We start from the raw sequence: 14,959 nt of genomic DNA on the forward strand, positions 1-14,959 counted from the left end.
GCAAAGCCGGTTCCAGGGCTGCCCTGGTATTGGCCGTTGGCTTCCTGGTGTTCGTTGGTGGCGTACACGCGCAGCTCACGGATACGGAACAGCGCATCGTCACCGCCGTCAAGCAGCGCTCGCCGGCGGCGCTCGAACTGCTGGAGCGCAGCGTTCGCATCAACAGCGGCACGTTGAATGCGCAAGGTGTGCGCGAGGTCGGCGCGATTTACCGCAAGGAATTCGACGAGCTGGGCTTCAAGACGCAGTGGGACGAAATGCCTGCTTCCATGAAGCGCGGCGGCCACCTGCTGGCGGTGCATGAAGGCTCGGCCGGCAAGCGCTTGCTGCTGCTTGGCCACCTCGACACCGTGTTCGAGCCGTCAAGCTCGGTGCCCTTGTGGGAGCAGCGCGGCGACAAGGTGCGCGGCCAGGGCGTGAACGACATGAAGGGCGGCGACGTGATCATGATCGAGGCTCTGCGCGCGCTCAAGAGCGTGGGCGCGCTTGACACGGCGCGCATTGAAGTCGTGCTCACCGGCGATGAAGAGCGCACCGGCTCGCCGCGTGAAACCGCGCGCGCATCCATGATCGCGGCGGCCAAACGGTCTGACTACGCGCTGTCGTTCGAAGGCTCGGGCCGGCACGAGGGCCAGACCACGGCTGTGATCACGCGGCGCTCATCAGGTGGCTGGACGCTGGTCGTGCGCGGCAAGGCGGGGCATTCGATGGGCGTGTTCTCCGAGCGCTCGGGCTTTGGCGCCATTTACGAAGGCGCGCGCATCCTCGACGCTTTCCGCCAGCAGTTGATCGAGCCCAATCTCACCTTCAACGTTGGCGCCGTGTTTGGCGGCACCGACACCAAGTACGCATCCGACACGGCAACGGGCACGGCGTTTGGCAAGTCGAACGTAATCGCGCGGGAGTTTCGTGCTGAGGGCGATATGCGCTTTCTCACGCCCGAGCAGGGCGATCGCGTGAAGCAGCGCATGCGCCAGATCGTGGCGGCGAGCCTGCCCGGCACGAGCGCAACGATAGAGTTTCGCGATGGCTATCCGCCCATGCCGCCTACCGACGCGGGCACGAAGCTGCTGCTGGCCTATTCGAAAGCCAGCGAAGACGCGGGCCTCGGCCCGGTCAAGGCCGACGACCCGGCCATGCGCGGCGCAGGCGACGTGCAGCACGTCGCGCCCTACACCACCGGCATGGATGGCCTCGGCGCGTACGGCACGGGCGCGCATACCGATGATGAAGACCTGGAGATCGCCTCCATCGAGCGCGGAGCGATACGCGCGGCGTTGATGATTTACCGTTTGACGAGGCCGTGATGGAGATACGCCGCCTCGGCCCTGACGACGCACCGGCCTATCGCGCATTGCGCATGCGCGCGCTGTGGGAATTCCCCGAGGCATTCACGTCGAGCTTCGAGGAAGACCAGAAGCAGCCTATTGAGGCGTGGGAAGTTCGCCTCAGCTCGGAACACATGATCTTCTGGGGTGCCTTGCAGGGTGAGCAGCTGTGCGGCATGGTCGGCATGGAGCGCGAGCGGCGCGCCAAGAGCCGGCACAAGGCCACGATGATCGGCATGTATGTCGCGCAGGAATTCTTCGGCACCGGCATGGGCCGCGCGCTGGTGGATGTGTTGCTTGACCACGCACGCGCTATCGGGCTCGAAGTCGTCGTGCTTACCGTCACCGAGGGCAACACCGTTGCCACCAACCTCTACGAAAGAGCAGGCTTTCGCTCGTTCGGCATCGAGCCGCGGGCGATCAAGGTCGAAGGTCGCCTCTTCGGCAAGAACCACATGTACATCGAACTTAACCCGTCCACACCATGAGCATCTCAGGCTTCAACTTTCCTACACCCATCCGATTTGGCGCGGGCGCGCGCCGTGAAGTGGCGAAGCACCTTCTGGGTCGCGGCTTCAAGCGGCCGCTGATCGTCACGGACAAGGCGCTGGGCGCGCTGCCCGTGCTTGCAGAGTTCCAGTCGCACCTGCAGGGGCTTGACGTGGCTGTGTACGCAGGCGTGTTCGGCAACCCGACGGCCAGCCAGGTGATGAAGGGCGCCGATGCCTTCAAGGCGCACAACGCCGACTGCGTGATCGGCTTTGGCGGCGGCGCAGCGCTCGATGTTGCCAAGGTTGTGGGTGTGGCAGCCACGCACGAGGGCGACATCCTCAATTACGTGTGGGATCACCCGCAGGTGCGGCCCATCGTCAACGAGTTGCCGTACTTTGTTGCGATGCCCACCACATCAGGCACAGGCTCGGAAGTGGGCCGCTCTTCCGTGATCAGCGAAGACGACACGCACCTCAAGCGAATCGTGTTCTCGCCCAAGGTGCTCGCGAAGATCGTGTTCGCCGATCCGGAACTCACGCTCGCCTTGCCCGCACACGTGACGGCCGCAACAGGCATGGACGCGCTCACGCACAACATCGAGAGTTACCTGTCGCCCGCGTATCACCCGCTGTGCGACGGCATCGCGCTGGAAGGCACGCGCATTGCGGCGCGGTCTTTGTTCAAGGCTGTGCATGAGCCATCGAACATCGAAGCGCGCAGCGACATGATGATGTCGTCGATGATGGGCGCGATTGCCTTCCAGAAAGACTTGGGCGCCGTGCACTCGTGCGCGCATGCGCTCGGCGCGGTGTGCGACATGCATCACGGCCTGGCGAATGCGCTGATGATCGACACGGTGCTTGCGTGGAACTACGAAGCTGTGCCGCAAAAGTTTGACGAACTGGCGCACGTGTGCGGCGTGCAAGGCGGCGGAAAGGCGTTTGTCGCGTGGCTGCAGGCGCTGAAAGAAAGCATTGGCATCAAGGGCCGGCTCGCCGATCACGGCGTCACGAAAGCGCAGTTCCCGCGCATGGTCGAGATCGCCACTGCCGACATTTGCCACCAGACGAATCCACGCCCTTGCACATCAGCTGACTTTGAGCGGCTGTTCCAGCAGGCCCTGTGATGCAGCGGTTGAAGATCGGCATCTCCGCGTGCTTCATGCACGCCGACCCGACGCGCGCGCTCTTCACCGGCAAGACGCTGCAGTATGTAGAGCAGTCAATCGCGCACTGGGTCATGTCCACGGGTGCGCTGGCCGTGATGATTCCAAGCCCCACCGGTGCCACGCAGCGCGGCGACGTCACGCTCGATCACTATGCGCAGTGGCTCGACGGCCTGGTGCTGCACGGCGGCGCTGATGTGTCGCCATTGACGTATGGCGAGCAGCCGCTGCAAGACAAGTGGTCGGGCGACAAGATCCGCGACGAGTACGAGATAGCGCTGGTCACCGCGTTCGAGCGTGCGGGCAAGCCGGTGTTTGGCGTGTGCCGCGGCTTGCAGTTGCTCAACGTTGCATACGGCGGCACGCTGTACCAGGACATTCCAACGCAGTTGCCGCAGGCATTGCCGCATCGCGATGCAGCGGTGTATGACAACAACTTCCATCACGTTGACATCAAGCCCGGCACGCGGCTCGCGCAGCTGTATCCGCAACTGCGGCGCGCCAAGGTCAACAGCATCCATCACCAGGCCGTGAAAGACCTGGCGCCGGGCTTCGATGTGGAGGCAGTGAGCGACCACGATGGCATCGTCGAAGCGATTCGCCGCAGCGACACGGCCAGGCCCTTCATGGCCGCCGTGCAGTGGCACCCGGAGTTCCATCGCGCAGGCACCGACACGATTGACGACGCAGCGCTGCTGCAGGACTTTCTGGCGGCAGCAAGCGCTGCCCAGCATCACAAGCCAACGACACCATGACCACCCTTTCCATCTACAACCCCGCGACCGGCGAGAAGATCACCGACTTGCCTGCGGACGACGCAGCCTCAGTCGCCGCGAAAGCCCGCGCCACGCATGCCGCACAACCTGCCTGGGCCGCGCGACCGCTCGCCGAACGCAGAGCCTGTATCGACCGCTTTCGCCAGGGTATCGTGCGCGATCTTGAGCAGCTTGCAGCAACGATGACGCGCGAGACCGGCAAGCCCATCAAGATGTCGCGCAATGAATTGAACGGGCTTTTGGGCCGGCTCGACTTTTTCAACGGCCTCGTCGAGCCGACGATGGCCACCGAAACGGTGTACGACGAAGCCGGCATGAAAGAGCGCATCGAGCACGTGCCGCTGGGCGTGATCGGCAATATCTCGGCGTGGAACTACCCGTGGTTTGTTGGCTGCAACGTGATCGTGCCTGCGCTGCTCACGGGCAACGCGGTGCTCTACAAGCCATCGGAATTCGCCACGATGACGGGCCTGGAAATAGGCAGGCTCTTGCATGAAGCAGGCGTGCCGAAAGATGTATTCACCACACTCGTTGGCGCAGGCGATGTGGGCGCTGCACTGCTGGAACAGAACATCGCGGGCCTGTTCTTCACCGGCTCGTATGCAACTGGCGCGCGCATCGCACGCGGTGTGGGCTCGCGCTTCATCAAGCTGCAGCTCGAACTCGGCGGCAAAGACCCGACGTATGTGTGCGACGACGCAGACCCGAGGGCCGCTGCCGAGTCCCTCGCCGATGGCGCGATGTACAACACGGGCCAGAGCTGCTGCTCTGTCGAGCGCATTTATGTGCACGAGAAGATTCACGATGCTTTCGTTGAAGCATTCGTGCAGACCGTCAAAGGCTTCAAGGCCGGCGACCCGATGAGCGACGAGACGTACATCGGCGCGATCACGCGTGCGCCGCAACTCGACGTGCTCGATGCGCAAGTGGCCGACGCAAAAGCCAAGGGCGCGACGCTGCTGGTCGGCGGTGCGCGCCTGCCCGGCCCTGGCAACTGGTTCGCACCCACCGTGTTTTCCAACGTCAATCACGACATGGAGTTGATGCGCGAAGAAAGCTTCGGCCCGATCATCGGCATCCAGAAAGTATCGGGCGACGAGGAGGCCATTCGCCTGATGAACGACACGCGCTACGGCCTCACGGCGGGCGTGTACACGCCTGATGCTGCGCGCGCGCAGACGCTGCTGTCGCAAGTCAACGCAGGCAGCCTCTACTGGAACTGCTGCGACCGCGTGAGCCCGCGCCTGCCATGGAGCGGTTTTGGTGACTCGGGCGTGGGCCTGACGTTGTCTACCTACGGCATACAGGCCTTCACGCGGCCGCGTGCCTGGCATCTGCGTTCCTGAGCGAACGCCAGTTCATGAGCCTGCCCGGCCTCGTCCTTTTCGATCTGGACCACACGCTGCTGTCTGGCGACAGCGACGTGCTCTGGTGCGACTTCCTCATGGCGCGCGGCATTCTCGACCGCGCAACGTTTGCGCCACGCAATGCAGAGATGGAGGCGCAGTACAAGGCCGGCACCGTGAGCGCGGAAGCATTCGCGGGCTTTTACGTGAGCACACTCGAAGGCCGTACGCGCGAGCAGTGGGAGCCACTGCGCCGTGAGTTCCTCGCGAAGGAAATCATTCCGCGCATTCCCGTGGCCGCGATGCAGCTGGTGCAGAGCCATCGCCGTGAAGGTGATTTGGTGGTGATGACCACGGCGACCAACCGCTTCATCACCGAGCTGACAGCGCAGCACTTTGGCATCGAGCACCTGATCGCGACCGAAGCGCAAGTTGATGCAGAGGTTTTTACGGGCCGCACCGAAGGCACGCTCAACATGCGTGAGGGCAAAGTGTGGCGGCTGGAGCATTGGCTTGCGGCACGCGGCCATACGCTGGACAACTTCCGCAGCACGGCGTACAGCGATTCGATGAACGACCTGGCATTGCTCGAAGCCGTGGATGAGCCGGTTGCCGTCGACCCCGATCCGCGGCTGGCCGCGCTGGCGTTAGCGCGTGGGTGGCCGGTGCTGAGGTTGCATCCGGTGGGGCGGTAGGGGCTGGGGCAGACGCCGCACGCGTAGCCCTTACTTTCTCAATTCAGTTGGTACGGCACATGGGGGCAGGTCACAAGACTTCGACGGTCTGCGCAAAGGCGCATCTGCGCGTCGCCGCGCGCGGGCGTGAAGCGCACGGACTCGGCCTATTGCTCAACCCCGTTGAAAGCAAGAGGTTGGGCATGCAGCCGAAGTGCTATTCGCTTCGCCAGCAACCGGTACACCTCTGCTGGCGGGGAGTCGCTTGCCACGAAGGTGATGCGGCGCAAGCAGTAGGCAGCACCTAGCTCTTCATTCGCCTCCCGTACACCCTCGAGAACCCACTGCCGCACTTCATCGGGACTTAGGCTAACGGGTTCATTTGCATTGAGTTGCAAAGGTTCTACGACCAGGGCGCCCCGATCATCAGACTCCGCAAACTCGATGCCAAGAAAGTTGTGGGTGGGACCAGTGATGCGTACTGCCTTGTAGGTACGACCGTCAGTGTGGAATTGCACAAGTCTGAATCGATTTGGTCAAAGAAATCGGGCTTCGTTCGTCTCATCACTCACGATGACAACGACCGGCCCATCAAGCAGGTCGCCGCTCGGAGTAAAGACGTCGAACACGACAGACCATTCTTTTGGCCGCCGATCGTCCCGCATTGTTAGGGCGAACCGAAGATCGAACCCGTGCTGATCGTGCGAGGAAACGAATTTTTCAGCAATTACTTGTACCAGCTTCTCGTGCAACATCACCGTATCGATCCGACAACGAGGTCAAGAATTCGCCAAGGCGCTGGAAGGAACTCAACTAAGAGCGGAGCATGCAGTCCACCCTCGCCCCGCCACCATCACATCATTCACCAATTCCCGACGCCCCACGCACGGCTGCGCTTTGAGCGAGTGCGTTAGCCGACTGCAAAAGTTCCCCAGCCAGCCGCCTCAACCTCAGAAGTAGTGGCTTCCCTCACGTTATGCACTTCGACATTCAACGCCTTCTCAAATGACTGCGCGCCTTGTGGATCCTTCCACTGCGATTCGCAGTCGTCGCACATAACTATGAGGTCGCTTGCCTGGGGCTTTACAGCCAAAAGCTGACCTTGTCTACAAATCGGACATTCGCCGAACAAGTACCGACCCATCAAGGACTCCTAACAATTGAGTTGTAGCCTTGAAAGAATCAAACAGAATCGCCCGAACTTGTTTGCATCAAGGACACCCGCACAGGCTTTCCGTTTTGTGGGTCACCAAGCCATTCATGCACGCCGGGAACTGGTCTCGTCGGAAACGTCGTTCAGGAGCGAAACGTAGCGGCTCAAAGCGTCTTCAAGAAACCCGTTCATTGCATCCTTCAAGTACGCCGCGATCATTAGCTCGTCGTATTGCTTTCTTGACTGTTCGGAAGTGTCGGCCAACTCATCCGAACAGAAGGGAAACGATTCGGCGAAGCGCGATCGAGCCGTCAGCAGTTCCGCTATAGCTACTTCATCGGTTCGGCTTCTCAGATGACTCAGGCCATTCAAATAGCTCCTTGCGTCCTCTTTGCAGCGGTTCAGATTGGTCGCGAAATAGCTCTGATAGTCGTCAACGTCTCTTTCGTCCTCATCCAAGTTTTCACAGTAGGGAGGCAAGAGGGTTAGTCGAAGAAACTTGAGCTCAGAGATCACTTCATGAAATGGTCTTGACATGTCTTTACCTCGGCCAAATATCGCGCAAGTTGACTGTACCTTGCGAGTTGAATGGAGTTCCTGTGGTCATGGCATTGCGCAAAGGAATGTAGTAGCTATGAATTGTGGGCCGGCCAGCAGCGAGGCCGCCCCCACCTTCGAACGAGAACACAGTCATCTGGCCGGTACCTTGATTGAAGGCAGCATATCGCGTCCCTCCCAAAGCGTGTATCTCGCTCTCCGGATTGACAATATTCAGTCTGGCGCTTGCATCGTATTTTGCTGGACTGATCACCCCCGCCTCCGTCGTCGCCAGTGATGGGTGCCGGTTGAACGCGTGGTTGTACAGCTCGTCACCTTGTCTGCTGGAGGGCTTCCATGAAGCTTGCTCCGAAAATGCTTGGCGCGCCAGGCTCTCCATTTGCGCGTCGCTTAGCGCACCACTAGCGCGGTTGGTTCCACCGAATCTCCGCGATCCACTAGCCGAACTCGCCCGCGACGCGCCACCCCCCATCGGAGCAAACAAACTATCAAGTGGCCCAACCAAGTCGGTAACCGCCGAGGCAACCTGTACATCGCCCCCAGACCAAATCGAAGCGCCGCTGGCGATGAGGCCGCCAATTGCCATCTTGTCTTGGCCGCCAAGGAAGTTGAGTAGCGCGTTGTTGCGAGCCGCAGCAGCGCGGCCAGCTGCTGGGTCGTAAGCAGACACGTACTGACCGGGTGAGCCATAGCGGCCAGCCTGTGCCGCAGGAGTCAGGCACGCACCGCCGAGTGCAACTTGACTCTGTACGGGTGAAGCCGCTGCGCTAGCGTACTGCGCGAACGCCGAGAGTCGATTCAGCTCACGCGTCTTCTCACTCAATGACTCACGTGCAAGTCGGGCGGCACTTTGCCTCTTTGCCGCGGCTACGCGCACCACGGCCGCATGGTCACTTGCTATGTCACTTCCGTTTCGATACTTGTACTCGGTTGCGGGGTTGTAGTTGTCGCTCGCTCTATCCATCTCGTTGCGATAGTCAGCGGCATACACGGCGTTGTAGTTGTCGCTTGCCAGATCCATCTGGTTTCGATAGTCGTACTGATGCGCAGGGTTGTAGGCGTCGCTCGCCCTGTCCATCTCATTGCGATAGTCATAGCCGCTAACGGGATTGCGACTTCCAGTCGCACCTTCGGCAATTGACAAGCCCAGAGCATTACCGAACGCGTCGACAGCAATTTGCTGCGCACTGATTCGCCCACCGCGCATCACCGCCGTGGCTGCACCCGCGATCAACCCCGTAGCCAGTCGGCCTGCGAAGCCGTCGCCAAGCTCGCGGCCCACTGCCGCTCCTACTCCGGCACCCACTGCACTGGCCGCAACCCCCTTCCAGTTAAAGCTCTTCTGCAGCCCCGTCACCACCGCGATTCCTTGCGTCAGCGCGCTCGTCTGCACGGCGCGCAGCACTGCTGTGGTCATGGTCGGGCCGGGTGGCAGTGCTGCGCCCACACCACCGCCGATGGCTGCGAGCGCCACGCCCTTCCAGTCAAGCTTGTTCTGCAAACCTGCTGCCATGCCAACCAGCTGGCTCGCAACCGAGCCTGCTGCTGCACCAATGGCACCTGCAGCAACCACGCTGGCACCGGTGCCCGTAGCAGTGCCCGCGAACACGGCGCCACCCACCTCCATCGTGGCTGCAAGCGTGCCCGCTGCTGCACCGCCTGCCGTTGTTGGCGCAGCCACGCTCAGCAGTTGCCCCACCGCACCTGCCGTGTACACAGACACCAGGATCGCCACCGCCATCATCAACACCTGCGCAAAGAAGTTGTCACTCGGCTGCGGCGGCAACGCAAGGTAGGGCGATGTATCGCCCACGATCTTGCTCGGGTCGTACAGCGCGAAGGTGCCCGCATCGTTGTGGCTCGTGCCCACCAGGTTCGGCAGGTTCAGCGAGACGCCTACGCGCAGCTGCGCATCGCTTGCGATACCGTTGGCCTCCGCGATCTGGTACCAGCGTTTGCTGTCACCGTAGGCGCTTTGCGCGATGCTCCGCAGCGTGTCGCCCGTCTGCACCGTGTATGTGCCCGGTGAGGCATTGGGGTAGCTCGGCGTGATGGACTTGTACCCCAGCTGGAAGTCCGCGATGTTGTCGTTGAAGATCGGGTTGCCGTCTTTGTCGCGCGCCGTGACGCGGTCCACGCCCTGGCCGTACTGCGCGAGCACTTCGCCATTGACGATGAATTCGCGCAGCAGGCGTGTGCCTTGTTGCACGGCCAGCACCTGCCCGCGCACGTCGTTGATGAAGGTTCGGTCGTCTGCATCGAGCGTCGAATCGACTGACTTCAGGTAGCCGTTCGTGTCGTAGGTGCTGGTGGTGGAACCCGGTTCGAGGTACGTGCTCGTACCTTTGACGCTGGCCTCTTTGTAGCCTTCGAGTTCGACGAGCGTCGTGTCGTACGTGTTCGTGACGCTGCTGCGAGCGTCAGCCGATCAGGCTATTCGCCGCTTCAACCTATCTTCTGTGCAATTTGCTGAGCAACGTCTCGTCCATCATGGTCACGTTCGACTGCGAATAAAAAGAGACAGCGGCCACCGCTCGACTGCTCCCATTGATGGCCTACTTGCTGCTTCTCACGCGAGTCGTCATTGGTTCGGTACGGCTCGCCTTTGTACTCAACGGCCAGCACACGGCCATCGACCAACTCGGCAACAAAGTCGGGATAGAAGTAGTCGGTCGCTGTTGGAAGCCAGAACGAGAACTTTTCCTGCCGCTCGATATTGCGCACCCACTGCTTTACCTTGACATGTGCGTCGATAGCGCGCGCACAGCGGAACTCTTCGGTCTCAACTCCAGCTTGTGTCTTTTCACGAAGATCGTGAATGGCAGGGTAGAAGTGCTTTGAAAACTCGTACGAGCCTTGATACATCAGCCGTGCCGGGTATTGCCCTGGTTGATAGTGAAAGCTGTAGTGCGCCAGATCTTCAACACCCGGCACCGCCATGTCACCGAGTCGGCCTTGAAAGCCGCGCGCCATTGCCATCTGGCGCAGCCGTGCAACCTCTTTGACCAGCGCTTGCGCCAACTGGAATCGGGCGCGAACAAGCGCTGTCAAAGTGAGTTTTCTATCTGCGATCAAGTGCGTCACCATCTTGACCAAATACGCTTGCATTTGCGCTTGCCCGATATCGCTCTGACGCACCTCCACGTCCAGCCACCGGATCAAATCTTGCTGGCTTGTGTGGCTCACTGTCTCGTTGAGCAGCAGTAGCTGTGCATCGGTGTGCCGGTAAGTTACCTTCGCGCCGTTGACATCAATCTCGAACGAATTGACCGTCTCGGTAATGGTGAACCCTGCCAGTTGCACCTGATGGTCAAGCAGGCTCCAGTCGCCCAGGCTAGATAGAGTTTCGCGCTCCACCACTTCAAGGTGCCCGTCCAGATCGAGGCACAGCTGCGGGATGGCTGCAAAGTCCAAACCTAACTGCGACGGTGCACGCATGGCTTGGCGCACGGCCCGGTGAGCATCGAATTGTTCTTTGACTTTTTCGCGTGCCTTTGCTGGCATTGCGTTGCTGATGAACACCTCAGCTTGGGCCAATATCTCACTGCTGACTTCACCCTTGAGCAAAACAGTGGCGCCTTGCGTGGTCTGCAGGACCTGTACGACCTGCCTGAGTTCATCGGGCCAATGCTGGATGTCAGGCACTTGCGGCAGGTCAATGTGGCAATCCGGCAAGACTGGCATCGCCGGGTAGCCAGCTCGATTCAAGGTTGGTGCGCCGCCTTCGCCACCCGCCAGGAGCAACGGCTGCGGTTGCGGAATGATCAGCGAAGCTGTTTCCAGCTTCTCAAAGCCCATGTTCTGCACCATGCGGTCTTTGAGCGTGGCAGCCGCCTGTGCGAAGTTATCGGCCACGATGTGGGCGTAGGCCCTGTTCAGCGATTCCTGTACGCGATTCTTTGCGTACGGCATGCGCAGCACACGCCCCAGCAACTGTTCAACGTCCTTGGATGAGTTGACTGATTGAAGGCTGACCAGCACGTAGGCAAACGAGCAGTCCCAGCCCTCTTTCAGGGCCTCAACGGTAATGACGTAGCGAACGGTGCAGGCTGGGTCAAACAGGTTGATGCCATCCAACTCCTTCTGCGTGCCAGTGGCAACGGCGATCTGATCTGCAGGAATGTTCTCCTGCTCGATCATGTGCGCGCGCACCACGGCCACCGTCGCTTCACCGTTGATCGGCATGGCCTGCACCAACGCGATAGGGCGCACGTAGTCCGGCTCACGCTGTGCGGCCACCTCCAGGCGGTCGCGCGTCAACACGGCATCACGCAGACAATCGCGCCAGCCTTGTGGATGCTCGGCCAGCACGATGGGGAGTTTGATCATCTGCTCGGCCTTGAGCTCAGCAGCGGCGACGTGATACAGCACGTTGTTGCCTGGTACGGGCGTCGCCGTCATTTCAATGACGCAGCTCGGATTGACGCGGCCGAGCGACTTGAAAAATCGGTCCGTGCGATTGTTGTGCGCTTCGTCCACGATGACGATGGGGCGCTGCAAGTTCATCCAGTTGGCCACTGAATACTTCACCCGCCCCAAGTCCTGTGTAGTCAAGAACGGCTGCGTCAGCAGGTCGGCTTCCTTCACCGTCTCCAAACCTGTGGCCAGATGCGACGGCAGATTGTCGAAGTGCGGTGCGAGTTCCTCAAAAAACGAATACACGTTGCGCTTGGCCGTATCGGTGACATTGAATGACTGGATCGTTGCCACGACCACGATGGCCGACTTGCCGACATCCTGCGGGCTGATGGTTTGCAAACTCTCCAAGTCGCACACGCGCACGCGGTCACCAAAATACTGCGCCAGCGCCTGCCGATAAGGGTGGCGCGCATTGGCAAGTGCTTCAAGCGTCTGCGTGCGAATGGTGTCTGAGGGCGTGAGCCACAAAGCAATGGGCGCATCGCTATCCAGCACGGCCTTGCCAGCCATAGCCACAGCGTGCGCCGCCATGATGGTTTTGCCACCGCCTGTCGGCACGCGCAGGCACACGCATGGGACGTCGCCAAACAATGCCTGGTGGGCCTCGCCTGTGCGGTTTTGACCGGCAAGGATTGCGGCATAGGCATCCGCCACCGGCTTGCTGCGAGTGTCCGTCAGGAACTGAGTCAGAACCGCAAGGGCGCTCTGTTGGTAGGCTTTGAGGGTCAGCATGTGGGTTGCTTTCGCTGCTCAACGCATCTTGATGTCATAGGGAACCTGCTTGAACGTGACGCCCTCGGCGGCGAGGCGCGATGCGCCTAACCGAGACATTTCGCCATAGACCACCTTCGGCCCGCCGTGCGGGAACACTTCGTTGATTGCTTTCAGCACGGCATGCGTCAGAACATTGCCGCCTGCTGGGCGACGGTCACCCAAGATGCCGTTGAATAGCAGGTAGTAGGCGGTGCCGTTGTGGACACCAAGTAGCGGCTTGTCGAATGCTTGATGCCCTGGTTCACCAGTCTCGAAATGCCAGACGTAAGCGGCTAGCGTGGCGAACTTCACATCGGCGCTGATGCGGCCATGATCGTCAAAAGCGGGATCACCCAAGGTGCAGAAGCGGAAGCCGCCGCCGCCCTGCCAACCCACTGCGGCACTGATGCCGCCCTGCTCACCATTGATGACCTTCTGCAATCGGGGCAGGCAGTGGGTGCGGGCGTGCTCGCCCATTTCGATGCCGATGTAGCGGCGGCCCATCTTGTGGGCTACAGCCGCGGTGGTGCCGGAGCCGAGAAAACTATCAAGGATCAGGTCACCTGGCGAAGTGGCAATGTGCAAAATTCGTTGAATGAGCCGCTCAGGCTTTGGCGTGTCAAATGCGTTGGCAGTCCCAAATAGCTCGTGAATTTCTTTCTTGGCCTGATCGTTGTTGCCAACTTCATCATGCGGCCACCAAGACCATGGAACCAATCCTTGGACTTCACTTATGTAACGGATCAAGCCCGGTGCTGAGTCTGCGTTCTTACCGAAAGAGACCCTGCCCTCGGCAACGAGTGCTTTGAACTTGTCCTCCAGTACAGACCAGTGCCGGCCCTCCGGGGGATAGATCGTCTTTCCTGAAGGTGTGCGAATTGGATACTGTTGATTCGGGCGAAGTCCAGCGCCATTCATCGGAACGAGGCGCCATGGGCCTTTCGGGTCATTATTGGCGTTCCGATAGGCCGCGCGAGTCTTGTCATCAATCTCTACAAGATTCCTACTCGTCCTAAACTGATCCTGATTCGTTGCATACACCAACAGATGGTCATGCGAGCTGCCGATAGCTGCGTTGTTATCTCGAGCGTACCGCTTCTGCCAAACACAGTTGGCGATGAAACGTCTACGACCAAAAACTTCATCCATCAAAACTTTGAGGTAATGGGCTTCGTTGTCGTCGATCGTTACCCAAATACTGCCATCCTCCGACAGTAAGTCACGAAGCACCACCAGCCGGGGGTACATCATCGACAGCCATTGACTGTGCTCCAGCTTGTCGTCGTAATGCTCAAACGCGCTTTGCGTGTTGTAGGGTGGGTCAATGAAAATACACTTCACCCGGCCCGCGTAAAACGGAATCAGCGCTTTCAGGGCAAGCAGGTTGTCGCCCTGAATGAGCAAGTTGTCAGCGGGCTCGCCAAACGCCCCCTCTTGCTGCAACAAGTGATAGGGCACCGCCCGAGTGGCCTCTTTGGCGCGACTCTTGTTTACCCAGTCTAGAAACGGCATTGGTGCATGTTCTCATTGGTCAATATTTGCCAGTGTATGCCGGGAGGCGGCTGCGCTATGAACACCACCGGGGCCGTGTGACTTCAAGGTCAGCGGTCAATCAATCACTCTGATTCCCACGCTTCGCACATCAGCGCAAGGGGCGTGATTGATCGACTGCCTACGCGCGACTGACAAGGGGAACTCGCAGAGCCGTACATGGAGGCCCTGATCATCCACGCCCGACCACAGCAGCAGCTCGTCGCACTTTGTCGGCAAGCCCAAGGCCTTCACTTGGTCTGCGACATCGGCCACGCTCATGCCTTGCTCTATCGCGCCTCGTATGCAGCCAGCACGCGCCCATCATCCGCATCTACATCCAGTTGCCACATGCTGCTGCCAGTCGGCGCCTGGAACACCACACCAAACGCACTTGACACCTTTGTCCGACTCGGCTCGAACCATGCAAATGCGCCAGCCTGATCGCGGCCGTTGATTTGCTGATGGTTGGCAAGCACGAAGCGCACCGTGCCGTCGGCGTTGACCACCCTCAGTTCGTTGTTCATCGCCGTGTCGTCGTGATCGACAATCACAGCAATGCCGTCGCGTTGCGGCAAGACTTTTGCGAGCAAGCCGAACCTGTTTGTGAGCACTACCGGGCGCTCATCAAAGAGCCATCTCGCCTCGATCACCTTCTCGGGCGTCCATCCTTGCTCAATCATCTGATCAACAGTCATCGCTTCGGGAATGGCCTTGCCATCTCGACGGAGTTTTACGAAGTCCTTTACGCTGTGCATATCTGAT

12 protein-coding genes are annotated in these 14,959 nt (G+C 60.2%); 6 read left to right on the forward strand and 6 right to left on the reverse strand.

Annotation, left to right across the window (positions count from 1 at the left end):
* Positions 1-29 precede the first annotated feature (29 nt).
* Genes GHT07_RS06715 through GHT07_RS06740 form a run of 6 tightly spaced genes read left to right on the forward strand, consistent with a single transcriptional unit; the run spans position 30 to position 5,802 of the window.
* Positions 30-1,307 (forward strand): M20/M25/M40 family metallo-hydrolase, encoded by a 1,278-nt coding sequence (locus GHT07_RS06715; protein ID WP_228488210.1) that lies wholly within the window; start codon positions 30-32, stop codon positions 1,305-1,307.
* The gene (locus GHT07_RS06720; protein ID WP_153584283.1) at positions 1,307-1,816 is read left to right on the forward strand and encodes a GNAT family N-acetyltransferase; all 510 of its coding nucleotides are present in this window, start codon (positions 1,307-1,309) and stop codon (positions 1,814-1,816) included. Before GHT07_RS06715 ends, GHT07_RS06720 begins: the two co-directional genes overlap by 1 nt.
* A complete protein-coding gene (locus GHT07_RS06725; protein ID WP_153584284.1) occupies positions 1,813-2,946 on the forward strand; it encodes an iron-containing alcohol dehydrogenase in 1,134 nt (377 codons plus the stop codon). The genes GHT07_RS06720 and GHT07_RS06725 overlap by 4 nt, the downstream gene beginning before the upstream one ends.
* Positions 2,946-3,740: a gamma-glutamyl-gamma-aminobutyrate hydrolase family protein gene (locus GHT07_RS06730; RefSeq protein WP_153584285.1), complete on the forward strand. Its 795-nt coding sequence runs from the start codon at positions 2,946-2,948 to the stop codon at positions 3,738-3,740. Before GHT07_RS06725 ends, GHT07_RS06730 begins: the two co-directional genes overlap by 1 nt.
* Complete coding sequence (locus GHT07_RS06735; RefSeq protein WP_153584286.1) at positions 3,737-5,107, forward strand: aldehyde dehydrogenase family protein; 1,371 nt, start codon at positions 3,737-3,739, stop codon at positions 5,105-5,107. Before GHT07_RS06730 ends, GHT07_RS06735 begins: the two co-directional genes overlap by 4 nt.
* A gap of 14 nt (positions 5,108-5,121) precedes the next feature.
* Complete coding sequence (locus GHT07_RS06740) at positions 5,122-5,802, forward strand: HAD family hydrolase (protein WP_153584287.1); 681 nt, start codon at positions 5,122-5,124, stop codon at positions 5,800-5,802.
* 515 nt (positions 5,803-6,317) lie between these two features.
* Here GHT07_RS06740 and GHT07_RS06745 read toward each other — a convergent pair.
* From GHT07_RS06745 to GHT07_RS06770, 6 genes are all read right to left on the reverse strand, one after another.
* Entirely contained in the window at positions 6,318-6,536 is a 219-nt protein-coding gene (locus GHT07_RS06745) for a hypothetical protein (protein ID WP_153584288.1), read from the reverse strand.
* A 503-nt stretch (positions 6,537-7,039) separates the two neighbouring features.
* Positions 7,040-7,393: a hypothetical protein gene (locus GHT07_RS06750; protein ID WP_153584289.1), complete on the reverse strand. Its 354-nt coding sequence runs from the start codon at positions 7,391-7,393 to the stop codon at positions 7,040-7,042.
* An 82-nt stretch (positions 7,394-7,475) separates the two neighbouring features.
* On the reverse strand, positions 7,476-9,701 hold the full coding sequence (locus tag GHT07_RS06755) for a LysM peptidoglycan-binding domain-containing protein (RefSeq protein WP_194792859.1): 2,226 nt from the start codon (positions 9,699-9,701) through the stop codon (positions 7,476-7,478).
* Positions 9,702-9,937: 236 nt separating this feature from the next.
* Positions 9,938-12,643, reverse strand: a complete 2,706-nt coding sequence (locus GHT07_RS06760) for a DEAD/DEAH box helicase (protein ID WP_153584291.1) — start codon at positions 12,641-12,643, stop codon at positions 9,938-9,940.
* 18 nt (positions 12,644-12,661) lie between these two features.
* Positions 12,662-14,176 carry a site-specific DNA-methyltransferase gene (locus GHT07_RS06765; RefSeq protein ID WP_153584292.1) on the reverse strand — a complete coding sequence of 505 codons (1,515 nt, stop codon included), beginning with the start codon at positions 14,174-14,176 and terminating at the stop codon, positions 12,662-12,664.
* Positions 14,177-14,484: 308 nt separating this feature from the next.
* Positions 14,485-14,952 carry a hypothetical protein gene (locus GHT07_RS06770; protein WP_153584293.1) on the reverse strand — a complete coding sequence of 156 codons (468 nt, stop codon included), beginning with the start codon at positions 14,950-14,952 and terminating at the stop codon, positions 14,485-14,487.
* Between the last annotated feature and the right edge of the window lie 7 nt (positions 14,953-14,959).

It is taken from the genome of Caenimonas koreensis DSM 17982 (assembly GCF_009646335.1).
Taxonomy (GTDB): domain Bacteria; phylum Pseudomonadota; class Gammaproteobacteria; order Burkholderiales; family Burkholderiaceae_C; genus Ramlibacter; species Ramlibacter koreensis.

What these genes read in the sequence shown, in the direction of transcription:
- GHT07_RS06735 (WP_153584286.1), top strand. Translation starts at nt 3,737, where the DNA reads ATGACCACCCTTTCCATCTACAACCCCGCGACCGGCGAGAAGATCACC.
- GHT07_RS06770 (WP_153584293.1), bottom strand. Translation starts at nt 14,952, where the DNA reads ATGCACAGCGTAAAGGACTTCGTAAAACTCCGTCGAGATGGCAAGGCC.
- GHT07_RS06740 (WP_153584287.1), top strand. Translation starts at nt 5,122, where the DNA reads ATGAGCCTGCCCGGCCTCGTCCTTTTCGATCTGGACCACACGCTGCTG.
- GHT07_RS06720 (WP_153584283.1), top strand. Translation starts at nt 1,307, where the DNA reads ATGGAGATACGCCGCCTCGGCCCTGACGACGCACCGGCCTATCGCGCA.
- GHT07_RS06725 (WP_153584284.1), top strand. Translation starts at nt 1,813, where the DNA reads ATGAGCATCTCAGGCTTCAACTTTCCTACACCCATCCGATTTGGCGCG.
- GHT07_RS06765 (WP_153584292.1), bottom strand. Translation starts at nt 14,176, where the DNA reads ATGCCGTTTCTAGACTGGGTAAACAAGAGTCGCGCCAAAGAGGCCACT.
- GHT07_RS06745 (WP_153584288.1), bottom strand. Translation starts at nt 6,536, where the DNA reads ATGTTGCACGAGAAGCTGGTACAAGTAATTGCTGAAAAATTCGTTTCC.
- GHT07_RS06730 (WP_153584285.1), top strand. Translation starts at nt 2,946, where the DNA reads ATGCAGCGGTTGAAGATCGGCATCTCCGCGTGCTTCATGCACGCCGAC.
- GHT07_RS06760 (WP_153584291.1), bottom strand. Translation starts at nt 12,643, where the DNA reads ATGCTGACCCTCAAAGCCTACCAACAGAGCGCCCTTGCGGTTCTGACT.